At 45.0% G+C, this 26,611-nt stretch carries 24 protein-coding genes and 1 other RNA gene; 22 read left to right on the top strand and 3 right to left on the bottom strand.

Annotated elements, in window-relative coordinates; all coding sequences use genetic code 11:
• Positions 1-76: 76 nt before the first annotated feature.
• The 13 genes from TZ97_RS08095 to TZ97_RS08035 all read left to right on the top strand — a co-directional run bounded on the left by TZ97_RS08095 (position 77) and on the right by TZ97_RS08035 (position 13,665).
• Positions 77-3,787, top strand: coding sequence for an alpha-L-fucosidase (locus TZ97_RS08095; RefSeq protein WP_045759996.1), 3,711 nt, complete (start codon positions 77-79; stop codon positions 3,785-3,787).
• Between the two features lie 216 nt (positions 3,788-4,003).
• Positions 4,004-4,468: a CtsR family transcriptional regulator gene (locus TZ97_RS08090; RefSeq protein ID WP_021154058.1), complete on the top strand. Its 465-nt coding sequence runs from the start codon at positions 4,004-4,006 to the stop codon at positions 4,466-4,468.
• Complete coding sequence (locus TZ97_RS08085) at positions 4,469-6,898, top strand: ATP-dependent Clp protease ATP-binding subunit (protein ID WP_045759995.1); 2,430 nt, start codon at positions 4,469-4,471, stop codon at positions 6,896-6,898. It abuts the gene before it with no gap.
• Between the two features lie 9 nt (positions 6,899-6,907).
• Complete coding sequence (locus tag TZ97_RS08080) at positions 6,908-7,396, top strand: hypothetical protein (RefSeq protein WP_045759994.1); 489 nt, start codon at positions 6,908-6,910, stop codon at positions 7,394-7,396.
• The gene (locus TZ97_RS08075; protein ID WP_045759993.1) at positions 7,374-7,781 is read left to right on the top strand and encodes a DUF4430 domain-containing protein; all 408 of its coding nucleotides are present in this window, start codon (positions 7,374-7,376) and stop codon (positions 7,779-7,781) included. The genes TZ97_RS08080 and TZ97_RS08075 overlap by 23 nt, the downstream gene beginning before the upstream one ends.
• A 163-nt stretch (positions 7,782-7,944) precedes the next feature.
• Complete coding sequence (locus tag TZ97_RS08070; RefSeq protein ID WP_045759992.1) at positions 7,945-8,670, top strand: hypothetical protein; 726 nt, start codon at positions 7,945-7,947, stop codon at positions 8,668-8,670.
• A 164-nt stretch (positions 8,671-8,834) separates the two neighbouring features.
• Positions 8,835-9,896 carry an AAA family ATPase gene (locus TZ97_RS08065; protein ID WP_045759991.1) on the top strand — a complete coding sequence of 354 codons (1,062 nt, stop codon included), beginning with the start codon at positions 8,835-8,837 and terminating at the stop codon, positions 9,894-9,896.
• Between the two features lie 10 nt (positions 9,897-9,906).
• Positions 9,907-10,689, top strand: a complete 783-nt coding sequence (gene pnuC / locus TZ97_RS08060) for a nicotinamide riboside transporter PnuC (RefSeq protein WP_045759990.1) — start codon at positions 9,907-9,909, stop codon at positions 10,687-10,689.
• Positions 10,690-11,466, top strand: coding sequence for an NUDIX domain-containing protein (locus TZ97_RS08055; protein WP_045759989.1), 777 nt, complete (start codon positions 10,690-10,692; stop codon positions 11,464-11,466). It abuts the gene before it with no gap.
• Positions 11,467-11,635: 169 nt separating this feature from the next.
• Entirely contained in the window at positions 11,636-11,830 is a 195-nt protein-coding gene (locus tag TZ97_RS08050) for a helix-turn-helix transcriptional regulator (protein ID WP_045759988.1), read from the top strand.
• Positions 11,831-11,844: 14 nt separating this feature from the next.
• Positions 11,845-12,387, top strand: coding sequence for a DUF6773 family protein (locus TZ97_RS08045; RefSeq protein ID WP_045759987.1), 543 nt, complete (start codon positions 11,845-11,847; stop codon positions 12,385-12,387).
• Positions 12,388-12,397: 10 nt separating this feature from the next.
• Positions 12,398-12,733: a hypothetical protein gene (locus tag TZ97_RS10990; protein ID WP_045759986.1), complete on the top strand. Its 336-nt coding sequence runs from the start codon at positions 12,398-12,400 to the stop codon at positions 12,731-12,733.
• 245 nt (positions 12,734-12,978) lie between these two features.
• The gene (locus tag TZ97_RS08035; RefSeq protein ID WP_045759985.1) at positions 12,979-13,665 is read left to right on the top strand and encodes a YoaK family protein; all 687 of its coding nucleotides are present in this window, start codon (positions 12,979-12,981) and stop codon (positions 13,663-13,665) included.
• Between the two features lie 191 nt (positions 13,666-13,856).
• Here TZ97_RS08035 and dusB read toward each other — a convergent pair whose 3' ends face one another.
• Entirely contained in the window at positions 13,857-14,834 is a 978-nt protein-coding gene (gene dusB, locus TZ97_RS08030; RefSeq protein WP_003012894.1) for a tRNA dihydrouridine synthase DusB, read from the bottom strand.
• Entirely contained in the window at positions 14,821-15,693 is an 873-nt protein-coding gene (gene hslO, locus TZ97_RS08025; RefSeq protein ID WP_045759984.1) for an Hsp33 family molecular chaperone HslO, read from the bottom strand. Before hslO ends, dusB begins: the two co-directional genes overlap by 14 nt.
• A 111-nt stretch (positions 15,694-15,804) precedes the next feature.
• Here hslO and TZ97_RS11085 point away from each other — a divergent pair, with 111 nt between their 5' ends.
• Positions 15,805-15,933 (top strand): hypothetical protein, encoded by a 129-nt coding sequence (locus TZ97_RS11085; RefSeq protein WP_374030427.1) that lies wholly within the window; start codon positions 15,805-15,807, stop codon positions 15,931-15,933.
• Positions 15,934-16,185: 252 nt separating this feature from the next.
• On the opposite strand, the gene gshAB is transcribed toward TZ97_RS11085, so the two are convergent.
• A complete protein-coding gene (gene gshAB, locus TZ97_RS08015) occupies positions 16,186-18,441 on the bottom strand; it encodes a bifunctional glutamate--cysteine ligase GshA/glutathione synthetase GshB (protein WP_045759983.1) in 2,256 nt (751 codons plus the stop codon).
• 296 nt (positions 18,442-18,737) lie between these two features.
• Between gshAB and TZ97_RS08010 the strand changes: the two genes are divergently transcribed.
• The 8 genes from TZ97_RS08010 (at position 18,738) to TZ97_RS07980 (ending at position 26,611) form a co-directional block, all read left to right on the top strand.
• Positions 18,738-20,030 carry an adenylosuccinate synthase gene (locus tag TZ97_RS08010; protein WP_045759982.1) on the top strand — a complete coding sequence of 431 codons (1,293 nt, stop codon included), beginning with the start codon at positions 18,738-18,740 and terminating at the stop codon, positions 20,028-20,030.
• 371 nt (positions 20,031-20,401) lie between these two features.
• Positions 20,402-20,914, top strand: a complete 513-nt coding sequence (gene tadA, locus TZ97_RS08005; RefSeq protein ID WP_045759981.1) for a tRNA adenosine(34) deaminase TadA — start codon at positions 20,402-20,404, stop codon at positions 20,912-20,914.
• Positions 20,915-20,953: 39 nt separating this feature from the next.
• An RNA gene (ffs, locus tag TZ97_RS10335) (signal recognition particle sRNA small type) lies at positions 20,954-21,048 on the top strand.
• A gap of 409 nt (positions 21,049-21,457) precedes the next feature.
• Positions 21,458-22,807: a glucose-6-phosphate isomerase gene (locus TZ97_RS08000; RefSeq protein ID WP_045759980.1), complete on the top strand. Its 1,350-nt coding sequence runs from the start codon at positions 21,458-21,460 to the stop codon at positions 22,805-22,807.
• A gap of 276 nt (positions 22,808-23,083) precedes the next feature.
• Positions 23,084-24,172 carry a hypothetical protein gene (locus TZ97_RS07995; protein ID WP_045759979.1) on the top strand — a complete coding sequence of 363 codons (1,089 nt, stop codon included), beginning with the start codon at positions 23,084-23,086 and terminating at the stop codon, positions 24,170-24,172.
• A 107-nt stretch (positions 24,173-24,279) separates the two neighbouring features.
• The gene (locus TZ97_RS07990) at positions 24,280-24,987 is read left to right on the top strand and encodes a hypothetical protein (protein WP_045759978.1); all 708 of its coding nucleotides are present in this window, start codon (positions 24,280-24,282) and stop codon (positions 24,985-24,987) included.
• 5 nt (positions 24,988-24,992) lie between these two features.
• Positions 24,993-25,682, top strand: a complete 690-nt coding sequence (locus TZ97_RS07985) for a hypothetical protein (RefSeq protein ID WP_045759977.1) — start codon at positions 24,993-24,995, stop codon at positions 25,680-25,682.
• A gap of 14 nt (positions 25,683-25,696) precedes the next feature.
• On the top strand, positions 25,697-26,611 hold the full coding sequence (locus TZ97_RS07980; protein WP_045759976.1) for a hypothetical protein: 915 nt from the start codon (positions 25,697-25,699) through the stop codon (positions 26,609-26,611).

Genomic DNA, 26,611 nt, shown 5'->3' with positions numbered 1-26,611 from the left:
TGAAAAGTTCACAGGTAAAAAGAAGGAGGATGGGGAAGCCCCACCCTCTTTACCTGGTGACATAAAGGAATAGAATATGGGAAAAAGATTAGTTGATCAGAGAAATCGATTTGGCATTCGTAAACTCTCAGTAGGTGTCTGCTCGGTAGTCGTAGCGACTTGTTTTTTAGGAACTACTACCAGTTACGCAGAGGAACAAGCTGAGAATAATGAACCGCGTGAAGAACGGGTTGAAACAAGCAATGCAGGAGATCAAGGAAAGGAGGAGAAAACTGTGAACGAGCACCAAGAAGCATCAGAACAACCCTCAGCAGCTACTAGTGAGAAAGAAAATCGCACAGTCAGTCAAGGGACAGAAGCAAGCCAACCAGCCACTTCTCTAAACGAGGAGACTGAGATTGCGGATTACGGACCACTTCCAAGCAAGGCTCAGATGCAATACCACCGCGAAGAGCTAGCAGCTTTCATCCACTTTGGGATGAATACTTACTATGATCGTGAGTGGGGAGATGGGCAAGAAGATCCTTATTATTTCTATCCAGAGCATCTGGATACCGATCAGTGGATCAAAACCCTGAAAGATGCTGGCTTTAAACGGACGATCATGGTCGTTAAGCACCACGATGGCTTCCTCTTGTACCCTTCCAAATATACCGACCATACCATTGCTAAAAGCGGTTGGAAGGATGGGAAAGGCGATGTCCTAGCCGAGGTTTCTGCTTCTGCCAGCAAGTATGACATGGACATGGGGGTCTACCTCTCACCTTGGGATGCTCACAGTCCGCTCTACCATGTGGATACAGAGGACCAATATAATGAATACTATCTCAACCAGCTTAAGGAAATCCTTGAAGATCCAAAATATGGGAACAAGGGCAAGTTCGTAGAAGTCTGGATGGATGGAGCGCGTGGCGATGGGGCTCAAAAGGTCACCTATACTTTCGACAAGTGGTTTGAAGCCATTCGTAAGGCCCAAGGGGATATTGCTATCTTCTCAGCTGAGCCGACCAATGTTCGTTGGATTGGAAATGAAAAGGGGATTGCCGGAGATCCGGTTTGGCAAAAGGTCAATCCAGATAAGATCCGCAACAATCCATCCAACAGCTACCTCAATCACGGGGATCCGGAAGGGAAGCAATACTCAGTGGGAGAAGCCGATGTCTCTATTCGCTCCGGCTGGTTCTACCATGACAATCAAGAGCCTAAGTCCTTGCGCGAATTGATGGACATTTACTTCAAATCGGTCGGCCGTGGAACTCCACTCTTGCTCAATATTCCACCCAACCAAGACGGAAAATTTGCGGATGCCGATGTGGCCCGTTTGAAAGAATTCCGTCAGACCTTGGACCAACTCTACAGTGTGAACTATGCGGCAGGAGCTTTGGTAGAAGCTGACTCGACACGGCGCAATCCTCTCTACAAGGCCAGCCATTTGACAGATGGCGATGAAAAGACCAGTTGGGCCCCGGCTGATGATGCCAAAACCGGCTCTTTTGTCCTTGATCTTGGAAAAGAGCAACACTTTGATGTGGTAGAGCTCAAAGAAACCATCGAGAAAGGCCAACGGATTTCTGGTTTCACCATTGATGTGGCAGTGAATGGGCAATGGGTTCCTTATGGAGCTGGCTCAACTGTAGGATACCGCCGATTAATCAAAGGGCAACCAGTTGATAGTCGCTATATTCGGGTGTCCATCACTGATGCCCAAGCCACTCCAATCTTGAACGGTGTCTCTGTCTATAAGACACCAGCCAGCATTGAAGAAACCGATGGCTATCCGCTTGGTTTGACTTATCATTCCGACCGGACAGCAGAGCGGTCCAATGGCCAGTGGAATGAAGAGGGAGAAGGCGTTCGAGGCACCTCTATGTGGACCAAAGAAAAGGGAGCTTCGGTGACCTATCAGTTTGAAGGCACCAAGGCCTATGTCGTCGCAACTGTCGACCCTGGTCATGGGGAAATGGATGTCTATGTCGATGGTCAAAAGCTAGCGACCGTCAATACCCAAAGCTCAAACCGCAAACGCAGCCAAAAGGTCTATGAAACACCGGATTTGGCAGCAGGATCCCACACCTTGACCTTGGTCAATAGCAAGGGAGATGCGATCGCAACGGAAGGGATTTATGCCCTCAATAACCAAGAAAAGGGTCTCTTTGAATTTGCTCAGCCAACCCTAGCTGTTAAGAAAGGCGACCCAGCGCAAATCCTCGTCAAGAGAAAAGGTGGCTCTAAAGGAAGTGCCAGTCTTAAATTAATCACAGAACCAGGAACAGGGGTTCATGGCAAGGTCTACAAAGATACCAACATCACCCTTGAGTTCGCAGATGGCGAGACAGAAAAAACAGTCCAAGTTCCAACCCTTGATTTTGCAGGAAAAGCGACCGACGTCTATGACTTTAAGGTCAAATTGCTCCATCCGGATCAAGGAAGCCTGGTCGGCTTTATTCCAGAACTGACAGTCCAAGTGATGAATGAAGACCAGTTGCCAGAAAATCGCAAAGAAGTGGATGACCAAGATCCAAAACTGCACTATAGCCAAGGCTGGCATCATGAGACAGACAACAAAGACTTCTCAAATGGCACAGAATCTTGGTCCAGCTTTAACCAAGTGACCGATGAGGAAGGCAAGAAACACATTGAAGTGACCATTACCTTTAAGGGCACAGGCGTGGAGGTCCGAGGAGTGGTTGATCCAAGTCATGGTCTCTACAGCGTCACTTTGGATGGGAAAGAAATGGCCTTCGAAGAAGGGCGTGGCCATGATTATGAGATCGACGGCGATCATTATTTCAGTGGCTACGGAGATCAACGCAAGCTCGACCAGAGTTTGGTCAATCTGCAAGGCCTAGCAAAAGGCTACCACCAGCTACGCTTGCATCTGGATCCAGCCCTCAATGACCCTCACTCATCTCGAGCTATCCAGGTGGACCGATTTGTCCTCTCAGGGAAAGATAGCCAGTTGCTCAGTCAAGAAGAGCTGCAACAGATCATCAGAGAAGGAGTAGAAAAGATCAAGGCTACTTCTCTCGATCGCTTGAAAGCAGATCTCAAACCGACGGTTCAAGGACAATTGACGGACTTGACTCAGTTGTTGGATCAAGAGCGGCCAGATTTGGTTGCTGCAGCTAATCAAGTCGAAGCCCTTGAAACCATCTTAGAAGATGCTCACAATTATGAACCCCTGACGCAGACACGGCCAGAAGAAGGTATTCGGGATTTGATTCTTGAAAAGCCAGAACTTCTCATCGAAGCGGAGGAGATTCCATTTGAGAGTCAAACACGTGAGAACAAGGACTTGGCCAAGGGCGAAAGCCGGATCCTTCAAGCAGGAAAGGTCGGACGCCGGTTGAAATTGATCGAGGTTCGACAAGAAGAAGGCAAAGAAATTCGGACAGAAGTCGATGCCTTTGTCGAAGTGGAGGCCCAGGACCAGATCACAGAAGTCGGAACGAAGGAAGCGGAAAAAAGTCCGTTGATAGCTGATATGCCGACTCCAACCACTCCTGTCTCCCCAAGTAAGGTGCAACCAGAAGTTATGACTCTTTCTCAAGCTGAAGACAAAAAAGAAAAAGGAAGACCTGTTCTCTTGCAACCGAAAACCCCAGAAGCAGTTTCTGTTTTGACTTCAGACCATCCGGAAAAAGAAGTGGTTGAAAGTCCTTCTCTACAATCGGAAGGAAAACTACCTCAAACCGGTACAAAAGAAGGTGGTTTCTTTGCTTGGTTAGGCCTTCTTGGTCTAGGTTTCTTGGGCGGAGGCGCCAAATTCGCTCGTCGCAAAGAGTAGCTCCTTCTTCGCATAAGAGGTTAGTTCTCACTAGCCTCTTTTTTTTGCCTTCTTAAGAGATTCCTATTTCCATAGAGTCTTTGCTTTATTTACAGCCGTAAAAATTGTATAATAGTCAAATAAGGTCAATGATGAGAAGGAACACTCCAAGGCCATTTTTTATGGGCCAAAGAGCAGAGCATCCATCTAGAAAAAAACAAGCCAGAAAGGAGCATCATGGCAAATAAGAACACATCTGATAGCATCGAAGCTTATATTAAGGCCTTGCTGGCTCAAGCTGGCATGGCAGAGCTCAAAAGAAGTGAGTTAGCCGATGTCTTTCAGGTCGTACCCAGTCAGATTAACTATGTCATTAAGACCCGTTTTACCGAGAGTCGAGGCTATATTGTAGAGAGCAAACGCGGTGGGGGTGGCTATATCCGCATTGGCAAGGTCCAGTTTTCAGATCACCATCAGATGCTCCAAGACTTGGCAGCCAATATTGGAGAAACCATCAGCCAGCAGGTCTTCAATGATATCCTCCAGATGCTCTATGAAGAAAAATTATTGACAAGACGTGAAACGCAGCTCTTGCTTGCGACGACCTCCGATGAGGTCCTAGGTCGAGATGTTCTCATCCTACGAGCAACGATGCTGAAAAAAATCATTCAACAAGTAGATAGAAAAGGAAATACCGACTAGATGAACTATTCAACAGCACTGTTAGAAAGTATAGAAGCGGCCCAAATACTAGCAGGCCACTATCAGGGACATACCTTAGATACTTGGCATCTCCTGACGGCTATGGCCAATAATCCCTATAGCGTGGCAGGTTCTGTACTTAACGATTATCCTATGCAGATCGATGAGTTTCAGGATGCGGCGGAGCATATTACAGGCCAAGCTTTTCAAAGCGACAATCGGTATGAAATCTTCCCATTTTCTTATCGGATGGAAGCCATTATGAAGCACGCAAGAGAGATTGCCCAGGTCCTTCATGCCAAGACCTTGGGAACAGAGCATGTGCTCCTCTCTCTTCTAGCAGACCGTGGGACCTTGGCGAGCCAAGTCATGGAGTTTGCCGGCTTTGCCTTTACAGAGCAAGACAAGGGAGTTCCTATTGCCTCCCTTCGCAAGAATTTAGAAGACAAGGCAGGCTGGGACAAGAATGATATCAAAGCCATCCGGAGCCTCTACCGGGCCCAAAACCCTAACCGCCAAACCATGGGAAATATGATGGGCATGCCCCCAAGCACCAGTGGAGGTCTTGAAGATTATACCCGTGATTTGACAGAAATGGCGCGTGCAGGCCAGCTTGAGCCTGTGATCGGCCGGGATGCAGAGATTTCACGCATGATCCAAATCCTCAGCCGCAAGACCAAGAACAATCCTGTATTGGTGGGAGAAGCAGGGGTCGGAAAAACCGCTCTTGCATTAGGTCTGGCTCAGCGTGTCGCTAGTGGCAATGTTCCAGCTGAAATCGCGCAAATGCGTGTTCTTGAATTGGATCTCATGAATGTCGTTGCAGGGACGCGCTTCCGTGGGGACTTCGAAGAACGGATGAACAATATCATCCAGGACATCGAAGAAGACGGTCACGTGATTCTCTTTATCGATGAACTGCATACCATTATGGGCTCAGGATCCGGTATTGATTCGACCTTAGACGCAGCCAATATTCTAAAACCAGCCCTGGCACGAGGAACCTTGCGCACAGTTGGTGCTACGACTCAAGATGAGTACCAAAAGCATATCGAAAAAGACGCGGCTCTCTCTCGTCGTTTTGCGAAAGTCACCATTGAAGAACCGAGTGTTGCAGATAGCATCCAAATTCTCCAAGGCTTGAAAGAGACCTACCAGGACCACCATCATGTGACCATTACCGATGAAGCGATCGAAACAGCTGTCAAATATTCCCACCGCTATTTGACCAGCCGTCAATTACCAGATTCAGCCATTGATCTCTTGGATGAAGCGGCAGCTACCGTACAAAACCGCGATTCCAACGGTCACGTAAAAGAAGAGTTGACCGCCTTGGACCGGGCTTTGATGGATGGCAAGTGGAAGAAAGCAGCCCAGCTCTTACAAGTAGAGGTTGCTCCCATTGTCTACAAAAAAGAGGTCACTGACCAAGATGTCTTGGTGACCTTGAGCCAATTATCGGGTATTCCAACTCAAAAACTGACCCAAACTGATGCCAAGAAGTACCTAAACTTAGAAACAGAATTGCACAAGCGCGTGATTGGTCAAGATCAAGCCGTTTCGAGTATCAGTCGGGCTATTCGTCGCAATCAATCGGGTATCCGTAGCAATAAACGTCCGATCGGTTCTTTCATGTTCCTAGGACCTACCGGTGTCGGAAAAACGGAGCTAGCCAAAGCCTTGGCGGAAGTTTTATTTGATGATGAATCGGCCCTCATCCGTTTTGATATGAGTGAGTACATGGAAAAATTCGCCGCTAGCCGCCTCAACGGTGCCCCTCCAGGCTATGTGGGCTACGAAGAAGGGGGCGAGTTGACCGAGAAAGTCCGCAACAAACCGTATTCTGTCCTCTTATTTGATGAGGTGGAAAAAGCCCATCCAGATATTTTCAATGTCCTTTTGCAAGTCTTGGATGACGGAGTCTTAACCGATAGCAAAGGCCGGAAGATCGACTTCTCCAATACCATTATCATCATGACCTCAAACCTGGGAGCAACAGCCCTTCGGGATGATAAGACAGTTGGCTTTGGTGCTAAAGATATCCGCTTTGACCAGGCCAATATGGAAAAACGTATGTTTGAAGAGTTGAAGAAGACCTATCGTCCAGAGTTTATCAACCGGATTGATGAAAAGGTGGTCTTCCATAGCCTCTCAAGCGAGGACATGCAGCAGGTGGTGAAAGTCATGGTCAAACCGCTTATCGCGACCTTGGCCGAACAAGGCATGACCCTCAAATTCCAGCCTTCAGCGCTCAAGCTGCTAGCAACCAAAGGCTACGATCCAGAAATGGGAGCTCGCCCACTGCGTCGTGTCTTGCAGACCGAAGTGGAAGATCAACTAGCAGAGCTATTGCTGAAAGGCCAAGCCCAAGAAGGGCAAACCATCAAGGTTGAAACAACAGCCGGAACGATCAAGTTCGAGATTGTCTAGGAGGACGTCATGACGCTTCAGCGATTAACCCGTATTTCGCTTTTGGCGGCCCTTTGTGTCGCCCTACGTCAGGCTTTTGCACCTTTTCCAAATGTCCAACCGATCTCTGCCATCTTTTTTCTCTTGGTGATATTTGAAGGGTATAGCTTTGCTTTTCTTGTTATGATGATCACCATGTTTGTCACCGCTTTTTTCCTGGGGATGAGCCTGATTGTGTTCTTTCAGATTGTCGCCTTCGGCTGCTTGATGCTCCTTTGGTGTATCAGTTACAAGTGGTTGCCCTTTGTCCTTCAGATTCTTTTTGTGGGGCTACTGTCCTTTGCTTATGGGGTCTTGATCGATAGTGTTTATGCCTTGATTTACCATATTCCTTGGTGGACCTATGCTTTGGTCAATGGTTTTAGTTTTAACCTGGCCCATGCTTTATCAACGATCGCTTTTTATCCCATTATCTATCATATCTTTAGGAGATTTTATGTTGAAAAAAATCATTTCTAGCTTGACGACCTTGCTTGCAGCTCTTCTTTTAGTGAGTTGCGCTCCGTCTCATAGCACAAACAATCAACCAACAGCTTCTAGCACAGAAGTTGCCAAGAAAAACGAAATTTCGATTACAATTAGCGTGACGCCAGAAGGTCAAGAAGCGCAATCAAAAACCTTGAAAGTAGCAGAAGAGAGCAATCTTATGAAAGTGCTCAAAGCCAACTACAAGATTGAAGAAAAAAATGGCATGATCACCTCGATTGATGGCCACAGCCAAGACGAAGCCAAAGGGCTTTACTGGATGTACAAGATCAATGGAGAGATGGCTCCCAAAGGAGCGGCAGAAACCACTGTCAAAAAAGGGGACAAGATCGAATTCTATCAAGAAGTGTACAAATAATGAGTAGCCGGATTATGTGTCCGGCTCTTTTTGTGATGGTATAGGAACTTACCTAAAACTTCTTTCAAATTAGAAAAATATTTGAGAAACTATTGACAGCCTCATATAACAGTGTTACAATAATGTTACAAAATATTACAAATGTTACAAAAGAGGTTCCGTTATGAAAAACAAAAAAATCATTTCCCTAGCAGCCCTAGCTTTGACAGCTAGTCTTTTCCTAGGAGCTTGTGGCGGGAATAAAGAAGAAAAAACTTCAGAAGCAAGTAGTTCAAAGACCAGTCAGGTTAAACAAACAAGTTCTTCTTCTAAGAAAAAAGTGATCACTAGTAAAGATCCGATTGCCTCTTCATCCTCTGATAGCAAATCAGAAGAAAGTCATACCGTTGGTAGCAAAAATAACCAAGCTGCAGCTAGTCAAACACCAGCTCCAGCTAAAGAAGCGACACCAGCAGCACCAGTAACAAAAGAAACAAAAGAAGTGGCCACTCCAGCAACACCAGCGAAAGCAAAATTGCCAAGTCTAGAAGACGGCCATGCCCAGGCTAAGAAGCAAGCTTCTGCTACGGAGAATGCCCAATACAAGGGAGTCTATTCTGTAGCAGCAGGAGATTTCTCTGCTGCAGCTGGGAATTGGTCTGACAAACGCGACACTGGAGTCACTATTGGCCAAGGTGGTCAAGTGACCATCCAACTTCCTGGGGGTCAACCCGTAGCCTATGGGATCAGCGCTTATAACTATACCTTGGATGATGGTCATTACCATGCTAATCTCTCAGCAGGCGATGGGTCTGCAGCGACTCTAGATATCGTAGTTGGAAAAGATGGTTCTGTGTCTAGTGTGACGGTTCTTAAAGACGGTGTCAGTCACTCCCTCACTCGTGAATAAAATTCGAAAGATCTGAAAGGAGAAGCATCTCTTTTCAGATCTTTTTTTGTTGATTTGAATAAAAATATATTTTTTTATAAAAAACTATTGACAGATAGAAAATATAGTTTATAATAAAAACATAAAGAAAATCTATTTATAAAAAATTATAAAAAGGAGCTTATATGAAAAAAGAAAGAATTGCCCTGGTTTTTGGAACCTTTGCGCCTCTTCATCAAGGGCATATTGACCTGATCCAGCGGGCCAAGCGTCAGTGTGATCGCGTTCGTGTCATCGTTTCTGGTTACGAAGGGGATCGTGGCGAAGAAGTGGGACTGCCTTTACAAAAACGCTTCCGTTATATCCGCGAAGCTTTCTCAAATGATGAGTTGACCAAAGTCTATAAGTTAGATGAGACAGAACTTCCTCGTTATCCCTTGGGCTGGGAGCCTTGGTTACAGACAGCCCTAGACACCATCCAGTATCAAACAGAGACAGAAGAGTTGATCTTTTATGTAGGGGAGAAAGCCTACAAGGAAGAGTTGGAAGCTAGAGGGTTTGAAGTTCACTTAGAAGAGCGTCGCTTCGGGATCTCTGCTACTATGATCCGGGAAAATCCCAGCAAATACTGGAAATACATTGCCCAGCCCTTCCGTCGCCAGTTCACGAAAAAAGTCTTGATCATGGGGAGCGCCAGCAACGGGAAAACGACCCTTGCAAAGGACTTAGCCCGCTTTTACGATGCACCTGTTAGTCTTGAGTATGCCCGTGAATACCAGATCAAGAACAATGTTCGAGATGATGAGCTCACGCCAAAAGATTACTATTATCTACTCTTAGGACAGTATGATCAAACCTCTAAGCTCATCGATAGTAGTGCCAATAGAGGCCTTGTCATCGCAGATACCAATTCCCTGGTGACCAAGGGTTATTACGACTACTACATGGAGGTCGAAGGTCAGGATACCAGCATGACCGATACCTTCGACAACCTCTTTGTCAGTATTCTGTCCAAAGAAAAATGGGATTTGATCCTCTTTGTACAGCCGATCGGTTCTTATGTCAATGATGGTTTCCGAGACATGACCATGGCTGACGAAGAGATCCGCACCAGCTTTTCAAATTACCTGGACCAATTGCGCCAGCAATACCTAGGAAACATTCCGACCACTTTCCTCGCATCAGACTACCTCGGCAACTACGAAGAAGCCAAGAAGGTGATCGATGCCATTTACCAAGCCGACTAAGGAGCAGCTTATGAAAAACCTATCTCAAAAATTCGCAACTTTTAGCCAAGACTTTAGAAATGTTCACCAAGAAGCGAAAAAGCAAGGCTTTGTCAATATTATGAAACTTCTATGGAAGGACCTTTTTGTAGGACGCACAGCCTTTCAATGGATCTATCTCCTGCTTCTTTCCAGTGTTCCCTTCTTCTTAGAATGGACCAATCGTACAGGTCAGCATGATTGGCTGGGACTGTTTGCCTCTTGGACGGGCATTGTCTGTGTTATCCTGGTTGCCGAAGGGCGTGCTAGTAACTACCTCTTTGGAGCAGTGAATTCCGCGATCTACCTCGTTTTAGCCCTCAATAAAAACTTCTACGGAGAAGTTCTGACAACTCTTTATTTCTTCATCATGCAACCGATCGGCCTTTATGTTTGGCTCTCTAATCGGATCAATGATCAAGGTAAGGTCGAAGAATCTCACTTTGAAGCCAAGAAATTGAACTTGATTGAGTGGATGCGCTACTTGGCCTTGTGTGCTGTGATTTGGATCGGTATGGGTTTTGCGTATCAGAGCATCCATAGCGCTCGCCCTTTCCGTGATAGTATCACCGATGCGACCAATGGGGTTGGCCAGCTCCTAATGACCCGCCTATACCGGGAGCAATGGATCTTCTGGATTGCAACCAACGTCTTTAGTATCTATCTCTGGTGGGATCAGAGTCTTCACATTCAAGGGATGTACTGGGTTTACACGCTCAATAGTTTAGTGGGCTGGTACCAATGGACCAAAGCCCTCAAGAAGGAGGTGGCTTAGATGGCAAGTCTCTCAATTCCAGCAGGAATGACGGAGAAAGAGTATTTTGAGACGGTCGCTAGTGAAGCAGACTTTCTCAAGTGGTACAAGGAGCAAGATCTGCCAACTTATGAAACTCCAAGTGTCACAGCGGACATGGTGGCTTACTGTTTTGTTGATGGACAGCTCAAGCTCTTAGCCATTCGCCGCAAGGCCCACCCTTATCAACACCGCCTCGCCTTGGTGGGGGGCTTTGTGAACAAGGATGAAGATGCGACTCATGCCTGTATCCGAGAAGTCAAAGAAGAAGTTGGGCTCGATCTGCCAGTGAATAAGGTGGAGCAGCTCATGACAGTTTCCACCCCTGGGCGGGACCCTAGAGGCTGGGTCATTACCATCGCCCATCTGGTCTATCTGCCAGCAGAAGCAGTAGACTTAGCCCATGCAGGTGACGATGCCAAGGAAGTCGTTTTTCTCGATGTCGATTTCAAAAAATCCCAGTGTTTGCTCGATGGAGAACCCTTAGCTGCTTCTGATTTTGCCTTTGACCACTACCAGATTATTCAAGAATCGATCAAGCGGATTCAGGGGCGTCTGGATTGGAATCCAACCTTCCTCTATCTGTTAGAGGAGCCCTTCACCGTTTATGAAGCAACTGAGTTGGTCAATCTGATCAATCCTGGACGTCCCATCGTTAGCAATAACTTCCTCGTAAAATTCGGAGAATTCGTGGAAGAAGTGGGTGTCAAGCGAGTACCTAAGAAAAAACCACGCAAGACCTATCGTCTAAAACAGTAGATCGAGCAGGGTTCTTTCAGGAAATCTCTCCAGTTACTATTAGTAGCTGGAGGGATTTTTTTGTTCTAGTAAGAAATATTTAAAAATATGTCAAAAATAGTTGACATTTTATGTTCATAATACTATACTATAGTCAAATATATACGACATTCATTTAATAGGAGGAAGCATGAATCGTGTAAAAAAATTCCGCAAGGAATTGGGCATGTCCCAACTCGAACTTGCCAAAGATATCGGTGTCTCTAGACAAACCATCAACATGATTGAGAATGACAAGTACAATCCTACCCTGGAACTCTGTCTCAATCTCGCTCATAGCCTCCAAACAGACCTCAACAGTCTCTTTTGGGAGGACGAATTTTAATAAGGAGAAGAAAAATGAAAAAAGAAACTCTCACTGAAAAACTCATCAAACGCACATATGGCATTTCTGGACCACTTGATGAACATAAGCAACGCGAGGCTGACCGCATCGGAAATAAAATCTTTATGGTCCTGTTTTATCTCATGATTTTTGGCAATCTCATTCCCTTTGTCCTTGCTTATAAATATCCCCAAATGGTCGCGTTTGGATATCCAATTATCATCTTTCTGGTTTCTATGGTTTGTGCTATCTATGTCAGCACTCAAACTAAAAAAACAGGTATTACTGCTATCGATCCTGATATGTTGAGCCAAAAAGAAAGCAAACAGCTACGCTATCCTGGCATTAAAGCTGGTCTGCTCTATGGAGTTTTGATGTTCTTTGGAATACCACTTCTCAATGTCTTAACGGATAATAGCAAAAACTTTTTCACCTCTCTTTTCAATCTAGGTCATTTTATATCAATCCTTTTCGCAGCTTTCTTCTTCGGATTGATGATGCAAATTATCGTCTGGCTTCGCATTCGAAAAGCCAAGGAAGATCAGGACGACGATTAGGAGGAAGCTTATGAAATCATTACAAACTTTAATTTTCAGTCATATTTTAGTTAGCATCTTTGTTACCTTTTTCCTAGTCTATGGCCAAGTTACGCGTCCTTTTCTGATCATTTTCCTTTTAGTTCTTCCAGTCTTGAATAAGGGACAAAGATTTCAGAAAATCACATCAAAAAAAATACGCTTCTTGAACGCATCTCTCTGCTTTATCCTCGTATCTCTCCCACAACTGATAACGAATTCTATGGATTGGAGATATCTCCTATTTCTAACCATCTGTATTATTTTTAGTCTCATTTATATCTATACTCTCTATCAACTCTTTAAAGAAGGCAAACAATGTTTTTAAGAGGTCACTACCATGAAAAAAGAAAACAGGACAACTGAATTATTTTGATCTTTCTTTCAGGAATCACGAAGGTTATTAATATGATTCTCTTAGCACTATACAGTGATAGGGAAATTCTAATTATCTAGAATCATAGTCCTGACGTAAACCACTTGTTTGATGAGTGGTTATGATTGATTTTCAATACTCAGCTCTGGTGCAAAGTGGTATAATAAAAAATAATTGAAATCAAAAGAGACAAGACTATGGAAGAAAAAATAATTTTACCACAAAATACACGACTGATGGGGGCTCTGCTTGGTTTTATCGGAGGAGGCCTCGATGTCTTTTGCCACATGCACTACCGGAGTTTGGTCGCGACTCAAACTGGGAACCTCCTGCTTCTCATCGCTGATTGGCACGATCCCCGTGTCGAAAATACCATCATGCGTTTTTCATCTATTTTGTTTTTCTCGATCGGCTTTGTGGTTGCTCTCCATATCAAAGAGTATCGCAAGACAGCCTTTTGGCGGACCAAGATGTTGATTCCTTTGTTTGTGGTGACACTCCTGATTCCCTTGGTGTCTGTCATACCACCTGTAGAAGTTCCCTTTATTGCTTTTGGAACAGGGATGATGATGTTGACCTTTACAGGGAGCCTCATCGAAAATCACCCTTATGTGATCTTTATGACTTCCGGCAATTACCGCAAGATGCTGACGGCCTTGTACCGAATCACTCGAGGAAAGGGAGATTTGGACGAGTATCGGCGTCAGGCTATGAATTACGGGATTGTTGTTGGAAGCTTTGTTGCGGGAGCGATTAGTGTAGCCATCCTCATGCATTTCATTCACCAATGGGCCATCTGGCTGATCACAGCCAACCTCTTTTTGATCATGACCTACTACACCGCAAGAGTCAAACAACTCGGCCTGCAAACAGACAATCTATAAAAAGAGGCTGGGACAAAAGTCCTAGCCTCTCAATTATTTTTGGATTGTCGAGCAAGACGCAGTGGTTGAGTGGGCTCTACTACTCTGATTTCATCAGCTTTTACAGCCCTACTCAACTGTGCGGAGCTGGGATGACGAAATCGAATTCTAACGAATTACCGATTTCAGTCCCATTCTCGCTTTTTGTATTTCTATGCTTTTAATTGTAAGAGTTCTTCAATCTCAGCCAGAGTGCTGGCTTGCGAGATGGCTCCACGGAGTTTGGCTGCGCCTGAAGTCCCACGAAGGTAGTGAGGGGCGAGCCCTCGGAATTCACGAACGGCAATGTGCTCACCTTTGAGATCGATCAAGCGTTTCAAATGTTCGTAAGCAATCTTCATCTTGTCTTCAAATGTCAAATCAGGCAGGATTTCTCCTGTTTCAAAGTAGTGGTTGATTTGGTTGAAGAGATAAGGATTCCCCATAGCAGCGCGACCAATCATGACCGCATCAGCACCGACTTCTTCGATCCGTTGTTTGGCATCTTGAACTGTGCGGATATCTCCGTTTGCGATAAATGGAATCTTAGTCAGGGCTTGTGCAACCTTGTGAAGGGTCTCAAGATCCGCATGCCCCGTATACATTTGCTCCCGAGTCCGTCCATGCATGGCAAGGGCAGAGACACCCGCAGCTTCGGCAGCGAGGGCGTTCTCAACTGCTAGGGAAGGATCCGACCAACCCGTCCGCATTTTAACAGTGAGGGGGATATCGAGGACGGATTGAACCTTATTGATGATGGAGTAGATCTTGTCTGGGTCTTTGAGCCACATGGCACCAGCCTCGTTCTTGACGATTTTATTCACCGGGCAACCCATGTTGATATCGACGATATCGGTCTTGGTATTTTCTTGGATAAATTCAGCTGCGCGTGCGAGGCTATCTTCGTCACTTCCAAAGAGTTGGATCGATACAGGATTTTCTCCTTCATCGATATGGAGCATGTGAAGCGTCTTTTCATTGTTGTACTGGATTCCCTTGTCAGAGACCATTTCCATCACAACGAGCCCCGCCCCTAGTTCTTTGGCAATGGTCCGGAAAGCTGAGTTGGTCACTCCGGCCATTGGGGCTAGGACAGTACGGTTAGGGATTTCGACATCCCCGATCATAAATGGCGTATTAAGATTTGTCACGAATGAGTTCCTCCAAGTCATTTTCGTCAAAGTGGTAGTGTGTTTGGCAGAATTGGCAGGTAATCTCTGCACCGTGATCTTCATCTTTCATCTCTTTCAGATCACTAGCTGGCAGACTTGCTAAAGCGTTCAAGAAACGCTCACGGCTACAGTCACACTGGAAGCGGATCTCTTCTTCTGAGAGACGCTTGTATGGTTCGTCACCATAGATGGCAGTAAGAAGGGCTTCAATATGGTCGTCAGAGGCTAAAAGGGTAGAAATGGCCGGCATTTCTTGGATCCGTTTTTCAAAGCTGGCAATTTCTTCTTCCTTGGCATTTGGCAAGACCTGCACCAAGAAACCACCGGCAACCTTGACCTTGTCTTCTTCATCAAGGAGGACATTGAGCCCAACCGCAGATGGCGTTTGTTGGCTTTCAGTCAAGTAATAAGCTAGGTCTTCACCGATTTCTCCAGTGACGAGAGGTGTCATGGAATGATAAGGATTGCCTGTGCCGTAGTCGGTAATCACTAGGAATTCCCCGTTTCCGACAAATGGTCCGACCACGACTTCACCGGTCGCTGTTTTCTTGATATCCACACCAGGATTTTGCACGTAGCCTTTGATGTTTCCTTGAGTATCTGCCACAGTGATGATAGCACCAAGTGAGCTAGTCCCAAGGACTTTGACCGTAATTTTAGTATCTCCTTTCTCGTTTGCCGCCAAGATTTGACTGGCAATGAGGGTACGGCCAAGTGCGACCGTGGAGCTAGCTTGTGTATGATGTTTTTCTTGGGCTGTTCGTACAGTTTCTGTACTGTCTAGTACAAAGGCACGGAAAGAGCCACTTTCTGAGATAGTTTTGATAATTTTGTCCATACCTTTTATTTTAACACAAAATAGAAAAACAGGCGCAGGCCTGCGCTTGTTTTTTGGGGTTAGGAAGAATTTTAAGACCAAAAATAGTATAATAAAACAAAGGAGGCTAGCATGAACCAATCTTTGAAAGCGGCAGTCTATGGTTTGGCGGTAGCTGATGCATTAGGGGTTCCGTATGAATTTTTAACCCGAGGCAGTTTTAAAGCGGTTGAGATGGTGGGCTATGGAAGCCAACAGTAACTGGCTGGAAATTGTTCAGATGATACTAGCCTTGTATTCGCGACCTATGATTCTTTTTATGAAAAAGGGAAGATTTCCTCTGCTATATGCAGGAGAGGTTTGAAATTTGCTTGTTAGAGGATGATTTTACAGCAAATGACTTGCTATTTTAAACTTGTAGGAGGACCATGCTTAATCTTTTTAGGTTATCATCTAAAACTCTACCTCGGTTACAAAACAAAAACGCAGAGACATCTTCTGCGTTTTCTTACTTTATAGGTCCATTTCTGGGAAAAGTTTAGCTAGTATTTTCGGAGTAATGCTTTGTCCCGGCCCCTCAGCACAATAGGTGTGCATATACATAGAAGGATTGAAGTTGAGCTCGATGCAGGTACAGTTGGGATTTTCCTTTGTGGAAATAGCAGAGCTGTCAGGGATGATGAGATCAACGCCACAGGCCCAGGCTCCCATAGCCTTTGCCATGTCCGCAGCGAGTTCCTTATAAGATGGGTGCATGCTGTCTGTGACATCAATCGAGTCTCCGCCAGTAGAAATGTTGGAATTGCGCCGCAAGTCAACCTTGACTCCAGCAGGCAGGATATCATCTGGTCCATAGCCTTGCTGGTCCAGCATGAGCAGTTCAATGTCCCCCAGTTCAATGATTTCAAGCGGTGAACGATGATCTCGGCCCCGCAGAGGATTGTCATTTTTGATGGCAATCAATTCTCTCACGGTATGCTGACCGTCTCCGACGACATTGGCCGCCACTCGCAAGAGGACTGCTTGGCATTGTCCGTCTAAGACAAAGAAGCGGTACTCCGTTCCAGCGATAAATTCCTCCACTAAGACGGCGACATCTTCTGAAAAAGCAATCTCCAGAGCCTTGTGATAAGCTTCCAGGCTAGCTGGCTCTTGGAAGATAGAGATGCCCAGTCCGAAGTTAGTTGACTTGGGTTTGACAACAATTTCTCGGTTCTTAATCAAAGGGTAGTAGGCCAGTCCCTCTTCTAGAGAAGAAAATTCTGCTCCAGCCGGAACGGGAAAGTCAGCTGCTGCCAAAATCTTTTTGGTGACTGTTTTATTGGCCATGGCCAAAGGGATGACATAGTTATCCTTGGAGGTCATATTGCCGTTCTTGACATATTCTACATGACTACCATGCCAAAGCTTGAGAAATTGGTCCTTTTCATCTAAAATTTCGACATTTAGCCCCTTTTGAATAGCATCAAAGAGTAGCATCTGGGTGGACAGTTCCATATTTTCGTAGCCTTTGAGGGCATAAGGAGCAGTCCAGGCATAGCGGTGGTATTCTTCTGCTTTTTCTAGACCAAAAGCTGTTAAGGAATCTTGCTGGATATGGGGCAGGAGCTGTCCTGACAGTGTCAGCTGAGGATGTATGAGAGCCTCTCTCATCTGGTCCAGCAAAGTTTGATAGTAAGTTGGCAGTTCAAAATGCTGGATGAGCTCTTCCATGGCTTGGAGAAGGGCTGAGCTGTCTGCCTCATCTGGCAGGGCAGTCAGCGGGTGGCTACAAGCAATTTTCTGGTTCAAATCATGGGCAGCTTTTAATACTGCATCAACATTTTCTACATCATCTAGCCAGAGCAGGCCCAGTAAAAAGAGATGGACAGTATCTAAGGTCTCTTGGCTAATGCCCAAATGGTCAAAAGGATTGAGATCGAAGCAGCGGAATTCCAGATAGGTGATACCCTGCTCCAGATAGGCGCGATTGTGCTTCTGTCCACGGAAGCGAACGGCTGAGTAAAATTCTTTTTCAGCACTGAGCTCGCCAGACTGAACGTAGTTTTCAATATCGGTTACATATTGCTCCAAAGAAGTGTAGGACACCTGAATATTCTCGTCATTGACATAGCCATAGTCGCTGTTGCGAAAAGAGCGGATAGGCTGCGGGTATTCCTGACTGTAGAAGCCGGCTTCTGCCAGAGGAGCAGCACCGTAGAGATAGGTTAAGAGCCATCGGAAACGCAGAAAGTTTCGAGCCAGTTTGAGATAGAGGTCATTTTTAAAGTCCTTGAGTAAATGATAGGAGCTGACTTGAAAGAGAGCAGCGACCAGATCTTTCCCTAGCTCCATGTTGTAGTGGATGCCAGAGATGGCCTGTAGTTTTTTGCCATATTTTTTCGCTAAACCCTCTCGGTAGTGGCGTTCGTATTCGTTTTCCAGACGGGCGATGATAATATCTTCTTCAGTCAGCTGCGGTGGCATGGACAGAGGCCACAGGCATTCACTCTGGTCAATTGAGCGGCCTGCCACATCGCTGATAGCTCCCAGTAAGCGCCGCGCTTCCTTAGTAGAGTGAGCAATAGGTGTAATTAGTTCCAGTTGTTGTTCGCTGAAGTCTGTTTGGATGGTCGGGTGGAAATTGCGGGAACCAAGCTGACTCGGATGAGCAGTTTGAGCTAAGTGTCCATCAGTTGTCACTCGCAGATTTTCCCTCTCCAGACCAAAGGTCGCTTGGAGAATAGGGCTTGATGTATCCAGTTTCTGCAGTAATTGATTAATCGTCATCGTTTCACCGTCCTATGGTAGTTATTTTAGTCTATTACAAACGGAAAAAGAAAGCAAATTTCCGCTACGATTTTACAAAAATTCCGAACTTTTATTTTAAATTAAGTACTAAAATTCAGAAAATACATATTTTGTAAAAATGTAATTCGTCTACATAAGAGAAAAAACAAATGAAATGATGAACCCTCCTTGAAAAATTGTCAAATTTTTCATATAATGAGGTATAAAACATAATCGCAGGTGAGATTCCTGCCTGCTTTTCAAGAAAGGACGAGCTATATAGCTCAGACAAAGATATGACATCAGTAGTTGTTGTAGGAACCCAGTGGGGAGATGAAGGAAAAGGGAAGATTACAGACTTCCTATCAGCCAATGCAGAAGTCATTGCTCGCTACCAAGGTGGGGACAATGCCGGTCACACCATCGTGATTGATGGCAAAAAGTTCAAGTTGCACTTGATTCCTTCTGGTATCTTCTTCCCTGAAAAGATCTCTGTGATTGGAAATGGGGTGGTTGTCAACCCGAAATCATTGGTCAAAGAGTTGGCTTATCTCCATGAAGAAGGGGTATCAACAGACAGCCTTCGCATTTCTGACCGTGCCCATGTCATCCTTCCTTACCACATCGAATTGGACCGTCTCCAAGAAGAGTCAAAAGGGGACAACAAAATCGGAACGACCATCAAAGGGATTGGACCAGCTTACATGGACAAGGCTGCGCGTGTGGGAATCCGGATCGCGGATCTTTTGGACCGCGACGTCTTTGCAGAACGCCTGCGCATCAACTTGGAAGAAAAGAACCGTCAATTTACCAAACTCTATGAAGCAGAGGCTCTTTCCTTTGACGATATCTTCGAAGAATACTATGAATATGGTCAACAAATCAAACAATATGTAACCGATACTTCCGTCATCTTGAACGATGCTTTGGACAACGGCAAGCGCGTGCTCTTTGAAGGAGCACAAGGGGTTATGTTGGATATCGACCAAGGAACTTATCCATTTGTAACCTCTTCAAACCCTGTTGCAGGTGGGGTGACCATCGGATCAGGTGTCGGCCCAAGCAAGATCGACAAGGTTGTCGGTGTATGTAAAGCCTACACTAGCCGTGTCGGTGATGGACCATTCCCAACAGAGCTGTTTGATGAAGTGGGCGAGCGCATCCGTGAAGTGGGGCATGAATACGGTACAACGACTGGCCGTCCGCGTCGGGTGGGCTGGTTTGACTCCGTTGTTATGCGCCACAGCCGCCGCGTATCAGGAATTACCAATCTTAGCTTGAACTCCATCGACGTTTTATCAGGCTTGGATACAGTGAAAATCTGTGTGGCTTACGACTTGGATGGCGAACGCATTGATCACTATCCAGCAAGCTTGGAGCAACTCAAACGTTGCAAACCAATCTATGAAGAATTGCCAGGTTGGTCAGAAGACATCACCGGTGTTCGCCACTTGGACGAGCTTCCAGAAAATGCCCGCAACTATGTGCGCCGGATCGGCGAATTGGTTGGTGTGCGCATTTCAACCTTCTCAGTCGGACCAGATCGTGACCAAACCAATATCCTTGAAAGTGTCTGGTCAAGTAAATAATTTAAAAGAGGCTGGGACAAAAATCCTAGCCTCTCAATTATTTTTGGATTGTCAAGCAAGACGCAGTGGTTGAGTGGACTCTACTATGCTGATTTCATCAGCTTTTACAGCCCTACTCAACTGTGCGGAGGTGGGACGACGAAATCGAATTCTAACGAATGACCGATTTCTGTCCCACTCTCTTTTGCTACTTAAGCTTACTTTAAGACCTCTGAGATATACTAAGATCATAAACAAAGACCTCCCAACTTTGTTTAGCACTCTTTAACTTTTTTCATAATATCTCCCTATAAGAAGTCACCCATTGGTGGCTTTTTTTGTAGCTTCATCATATAATAGAACAAGAACATAAAAAGTAAGTGAGTGTACAAGTGAGAGACTATACCCTAGAAGAGAAAGAAGCTTTTATGCGAGAGGCCTTAAAAGAGGCAGAGATTGCCTTAGCCCATGAGGAAATACCCATTGGCTGTGTCATTGTCAAAGACGGTGAGATCATTGGACGTGGCCACAACGCACGAGAGGAATTGCAGCGAGCGGTCATGCATGCGGAGGTGATAGCGATCGAAGAAGCCAATCAGCATGAAGAGAGCTGGCGTTTGCTGGATACGACTCTTTTTGTGACCATTGAACCTTGCGTCATGTGTAGCGGTGCCATTGGACTGGCCCGGATCCCTCAGGTGATTTACGGAGCGACCAATCAAAAGTTTGGCGGAGCAGGGAGTCTCTATGATATTTTGACAGATGAGCGCCTCAATCACCGGGTGGAAGTAGAAACAGGAATCTTGGAAGCAGAATGTGCAACCATCATGCAGACCTTCTTCCGCCAAGGCCGAGAACGAAAAAAACAAGCCAAGCTCGCAGCCAAGGCCGAAACACAAGAATAAAAACCGGACCTTTGCAAATCGAACAAATTATGATATAATACCTATCGGAGCAACAGTTCTGCGTGAAGCGGGTCAGGGGAGGAATCCAGCAGCCCTAAGCGAAGTGAACTGTGTGCTCTTTTTCTATAGCTCTTAGTGAGGTAAGCCTGTAAGGCGTGACCGAGCTTAGAGATATTGATCCTGAGGAGCGAAGCGACGTGAGGACTATAGCGTAAAATGAAATTAGCCCGTAAGGCGCGACCGAGCTTAGAGATATTGACCCTGAGGAGCAAAGCGACGTGAGGGCTATCATTCACCAGAGTCATGTAGAAATGACTTTCATATCCAAAGAATAAAAGAAAAAAAATAGAGTTTCGTGAGAAGCTTCTTTTTTTGATTTTTTAGCCCAAAATAGTACAAATATGCAAACGATTGCTATTGCGTCGTTGCTTGATTTGTGAAAATAAAAAAATTAGCAAATGAAAACGTTTTATAGATTGGTTTCCCTTGATTTAATCCGTGTAAAGCGATATCATAGAGAAGAACAAAATTTGGAGGAATAACATGTCTCATATTAAATTTGACTACTCAAAAGTTTTGGGTAAATTTGTTGCCCCACATGAAGTGGAATACATGCAACCACAAGTGACTGCAGCTGATGAATTGATCCGTAAAGGAACAGGTGCTGGTAGTGACTTCCTAGGTTGGTTGGACCTTCCTGAAAATTATGACCGTGAAGAATTTGACCGCATCTTGAAAGCTGCTGAACAAATCAAATCAGACAGCGATGTTTTGGTCGTGATCGGTATCGGTGGATCATACCTTGGTGCGAAAGCAGCGATTGACTTCTTGAACCACCACTTTGCAAACTTGCAAACAAAAGAAGAACGCAAAGCTCCACAAATCCTTTATGCTGGAAACTCAATCTCATCTACTTACCTTGCTGACTTGGTAGAGTATGTTTCAGATAAAGACTTCTCAGTCAACGTGATTTCTAAATCAGGTACAACAACTGAACCAGCTATTGCTTTCCGTGTCTTCAAAGAACTCTTGGTGAAGAAATATGGTCAAGAAGAAGCCAACAAACGGATCTATGCGACAACTGACCGTGCCAAAGGTGCTGTAAAAGTGGAAGCAGATGCCAATGGTTGGGAAACATTTGTAGTTCCAGATGATATCGGTGGACGCTTCTCAGTCTTGACACCAGTTGGATTGCTTCCAATTGCTGCATCAGGCGCAGATATCAAAGCCCTTATGGAAGGTGCAAACGCAGCTCGTAAAGACTACACTTCAGATAAAATCTCTGAAAACGAAGCATACCAATACGCAGCAGTTCGTAACATCCTTTACCGTAAAGGATATGCTACCGAAATCTTGGTAAACTACGAGCCATCCCTTCAATACTTCTCAGAATGGTGGAAACAATTGGCTGGTGAGTCAGAAGGAAAAGACCAAAAAGGGATCTACCCAACTTCAGCTAACTTCTCAACAGACTTGCACTCATTGGGTCAGTTTATCCAAGAAGGAACTCGTATCATGTTTGAAACAGTTGTCCGTGTGGACAAACCACGTAAGAACGTGATCATCCCTACATTGGAAGAAGACCTTGATGGACTTGGTTACCTCCAAGGAAAAGACGTTGACTTCGTAAACAAAAAAGCAACTGACGGTGTTCTTCTTGCCCACACTGACGGTGACGTGCCAAACATGTACGTAACTCTTCCTGAGCAAGATGCCTTCACTCTTGGTTATGCCATCTACTTCTTCGAATTGGCAATCGCCCTTTCAGGTTACTTGAATGCGATCAACCCATTTGACCAACCAGGTGTTGAAGCTTACAAGAAAAATATGTTTGCCCTTCTTGGTAAACCAGGATTTGAAGAACTTGGAGCAGAACTCAACGCTCGTCTTTAATCAATAGACAAAACGATCTCGTAAGAGGTCGTTTTTTTACTTGCTAAACAAACTCATATTTTTGTCCCCTGGAATCAATTATAAAAACACGATCTAGTTATGTTTCTCAATCATATGGTTAACTGATTGCTATTGTCTCCCTTCGCAAGAAATTTTAAGATAAGTTTCTAAAAGGTCGGATATCTCTCCGATCTTTTTTAGTCTATCAAGACAGGAGTTGGTCCTTGCTTGGTTTTATGTTATAGTAGAAGAGAAGAATAAAAAGGAGAATTCAAAATGTCAGAGAAAGATCAAGAACCATTGATGAAACAGACTCCCTTAGATGGAACACCCCATTTTGATGTGGCTGCGCCGGCATTTGTCCCAAAAGAAGAAGTCAAAGACTTGGAAGTTCCAGAAGTTAGTGGCGTTTCAGCGACGGAGACGAAAGCAATGGAAGAAGAGGTAAAAGAGCCAGTTATTTCAGAAACGGTGGAGCTCCCAAAAGTGGATAAAACGACTGTTGAAGAAGACGCGGTAGTGCCTGCTGCTCCCCAACCGACCCCTCCATTCCAGCCTGCACCTCAAGCTCCTCAAAACATGGCAGCTGAACCAATTGGTCCGCAAACAGTGCCTGTTCCTGAGACACCTATTCCACAAGCTCCTCTTCCTCCCGTTGGAAAACCAATGGATACTGCGGACAAGAAGGCGATTCGTTTTGCCCTTGGGATTTTAGTGGGTCTCCTCATCGGTGGAGTCAGTGGCTATTTGATTGGTCATGCCAGCCCTAGCACGTCACCATCTAAAAAGCACACTTCTTGGTCAGGAAACCAGTCTGGTTCTTCATCCAATATTGATTTGGACCAGTTGACCGCAGAAGATGCGGAAGCCGATTTTAGCTGGGAGCAGTCTGATATCGAGCAACTTCAATTTTTGACTGGAAAGGATGATGGGGAGACTCCTGAAGGAATGGTCGACGCTTATGGAAAGGCTAGTTCTGTTCAATTTGATAGTGGAGAATTGAAATTATTCTGGGATGATAACTCTTATAATAAAGAGGTCAAAGCGACCTACTCTAAGAAAGGAAAAGAATTTCAGCTTGTCAAATTTGAATTTAATCAATTTGGGAAAAATCTTAGCGTCGAGGATAACTTCGCAGATGGGTTCAAGGTTGGAGATAGTGAGACCGGTGCTGGAGGGACCTCTTACAAAGAACTCTTAGAAAAATACGGTGATGCAGTCAATCTGACGGTGAGTTCATCCGATGATTCAGACATAGTGGAATTGGTCATGGACTTCCAAAAGAAAAACGGGGACTATGTAGATTTGACCTTTATTCGTCAAGAAAATGGAGATTTCCTCTTGAGCAGTAAGGATAGTTACTAAACCAATGAATAAAAAAAGAGGCAAGCGCCTCTTTTTTGGAATAAGACAAGACAAATGCGCTAATTTTCTATACAATAGAAGGAGTTTGAATAGAAAGAGCATAAAGGATGGAAGAAATGAAACAGTGGATAGAACATCATAAGCGGATCCTCCAAAAAGCTGCAGGGGCTTTGCTAGCTTTTGTCGTTGGGGCTTGCTTGGTGTTTATGATTCATCCGGTTAAAACCTTACCAAAAGACCGTTTGCTGAGCCTATCTCGAATGCAAGAAGCTAGCCAACAATTTGTCGCTCCTTCTTCAAAAGAGCCGGCTCTAGAAGACTTGTTGTCATTAGAGCTTGCAAGGGGAGAAGGAAAGGTACAAAAAAGTTGGGTGACTTTGTCTGCATTCGTCAAAAAATTTGGAAAAGCAGCGAGCTTTACACAAGAAGATACGAGTTTTGGAGCACAAGTCCAGTTAGGCTATGGGGCTTCTGTGAAGGGGCTCTATCCTTATACCATAGAATTTCAAAAGCAGGATCATGATTTTTATTTGAGCTCGATTCAAGGATTTGCGCCAAAATCGTCTCACTATCAGAGCAAAAAGAATTTAAAATTAGCAGATTTTACAGGCTATAAGCCTTTGGATGGAAAAATGGAAAAGGGAACGGCAGTAGAAGAAGTCTTGAAAAAATCAGGTCTTCCCAATTCTCTTAGTTTGACCTCTGTAAAGGACAAGCAAGTTTTAGCTTTGTCTTATCAGGTGACAGATGGATTGGTCTCTTTGACCTTTGAACGCGACCAGAGTGGTCAGTATCGTTTGACGAAGAAGGGGTGAAGCAAATGATCGAGTGGATGAAAAAAAATCGAAAAGAACTCTTGCTGCCGTTTTTATGTTTTGTTTTAGGGTTGTTACTTGCGATTGCAAGCATCCAGGTGCAAGAGCAGGGAACCGATACCAAGGAGGACCAAACGCTTTCCCGTTTTCAGCCAAAGGATTACAAGAATTTGGTAAGCAACGATCAAGAAATCAAGCAGTTTAAATGGACCATCGAAGCTGTGGCGAATTTGAAAGTCCGTCTTAAGCAGAGTCAGCAACCAGGAACCCGCTTGGAAACAGTTGTGACTGAATGGGGAAAAGCACAAAAAGTTCGCTACACAAAGACAGCTCAAGGGGAACAAACCGTTCTTGTCTTGACTTATGCAGCTAAGCAAACCGATCAGGGGAAGAAAAGTGTGAACTTGTGGTTTGAAGAAGAGAAAGACCAGGGGTATCGCTTGACGATGGTGGATGCGACGAATTTGTTGGACGCAAAAGAGAAGACAAGCAGTGAGAAAGAAATCACTACTGAAAAAGAGCACAAAGGTGCAGAATTCGCCCAGCTTATTAAGAAACTAGGAAATCCTCAACGCTTAATCTGGGGGGAAGTGTCAGATGGCGGAATGGGGTATCGCGCGACTTACCAGCTACCAGGGCAGTCAGAAGTGGTAATGGAATTCAAGAAAAAAGGCAAGAAATTAGTGTTGGTATAAGAAGGGAGACATCATTGGACGATCAACGGACAGACATCAAGGCAACTTCTTCTCACCAGGGTGGGAGTCGCTTGATTTCAGAAGCTGACCTGGCTTCAATAGGGGGAAGCAGGCGCTCAGAACCAAGACAACCTGTACTAGACTCCCAATCGGATAGGGCGAAAACCTACTCTCCTTCCTCTAATAGTGGAGGGTCTTCGCTGGCAGCCTTTTTTGGATTAATGGCCATGCTGGGATTATTTGCCTATCTGGCTTCAGGAGGTATCCATAGTGAGGAACATCCTTCTTCTACTACTAGTGAATACGGAAGCACTGGCCGGTCTTATGGAATCAGAAAGGAAACCTTGAAGAGTGGCACGAGTACCTTGATTGCTCCGGAGGGGGAATTTCAGTTTCAAGTGACCTATGAGAAGGCGATTTCCCTGATTCCTGGTTTAAGTGAGGGGGATCAAGGCCGTACCTCTTCAACTTATCTGTCTCCGCAGGATGTGGTAGCTGTACTGGGCAAGGCTAGTAGTGGGGAAGAAACCTACCAAGAGGGTAGTGTCGGTCCTTTCATGACAAGCTTGGATTATGAGGCTGAAGGATCCCCTTCTTCTGTATCTGTTTTGCTTTCAAATATGATTAGTAGCCGTCTATCTTCTCTTAATTTTGAGAACTTAAACAGTGAGCGATTAGCCAATAAAAATGGTAGTTTGAATAGAGAGGATTTTGCCAATATTAAAATAGGAACCAGCTATGCAGATCTTGTGAATACAGTCGGAATTCCTAGCCGTGTTTCTTGGTCGAGTATGATGGGTTCAGAGTCTTTTTTAACCTTTCACTATAAACTTTCTGATTCGCGATCAGTCATTATTCGTTTTGGAAGTAATCGAACTATTAGTGAAATCAAGGGTCTCGAAGATCCGGCGACATCCACATCGCCTTAG

The sequence above is a fragment of the Streptococcus parasanguinis genome, assembly GCF_000963275.1.
Lineage (GTDB): Bacteria > Bacillota > Bacilli > Lactobacillales > Streptococcaceae > Streptococcus > Streptococcus parasanguinis_B.
The sequence above is the reverse complement of the archived record's forward strand: the minus strand, read 5'-3'. Positions and strand labels throughout refer to the sequence as shown.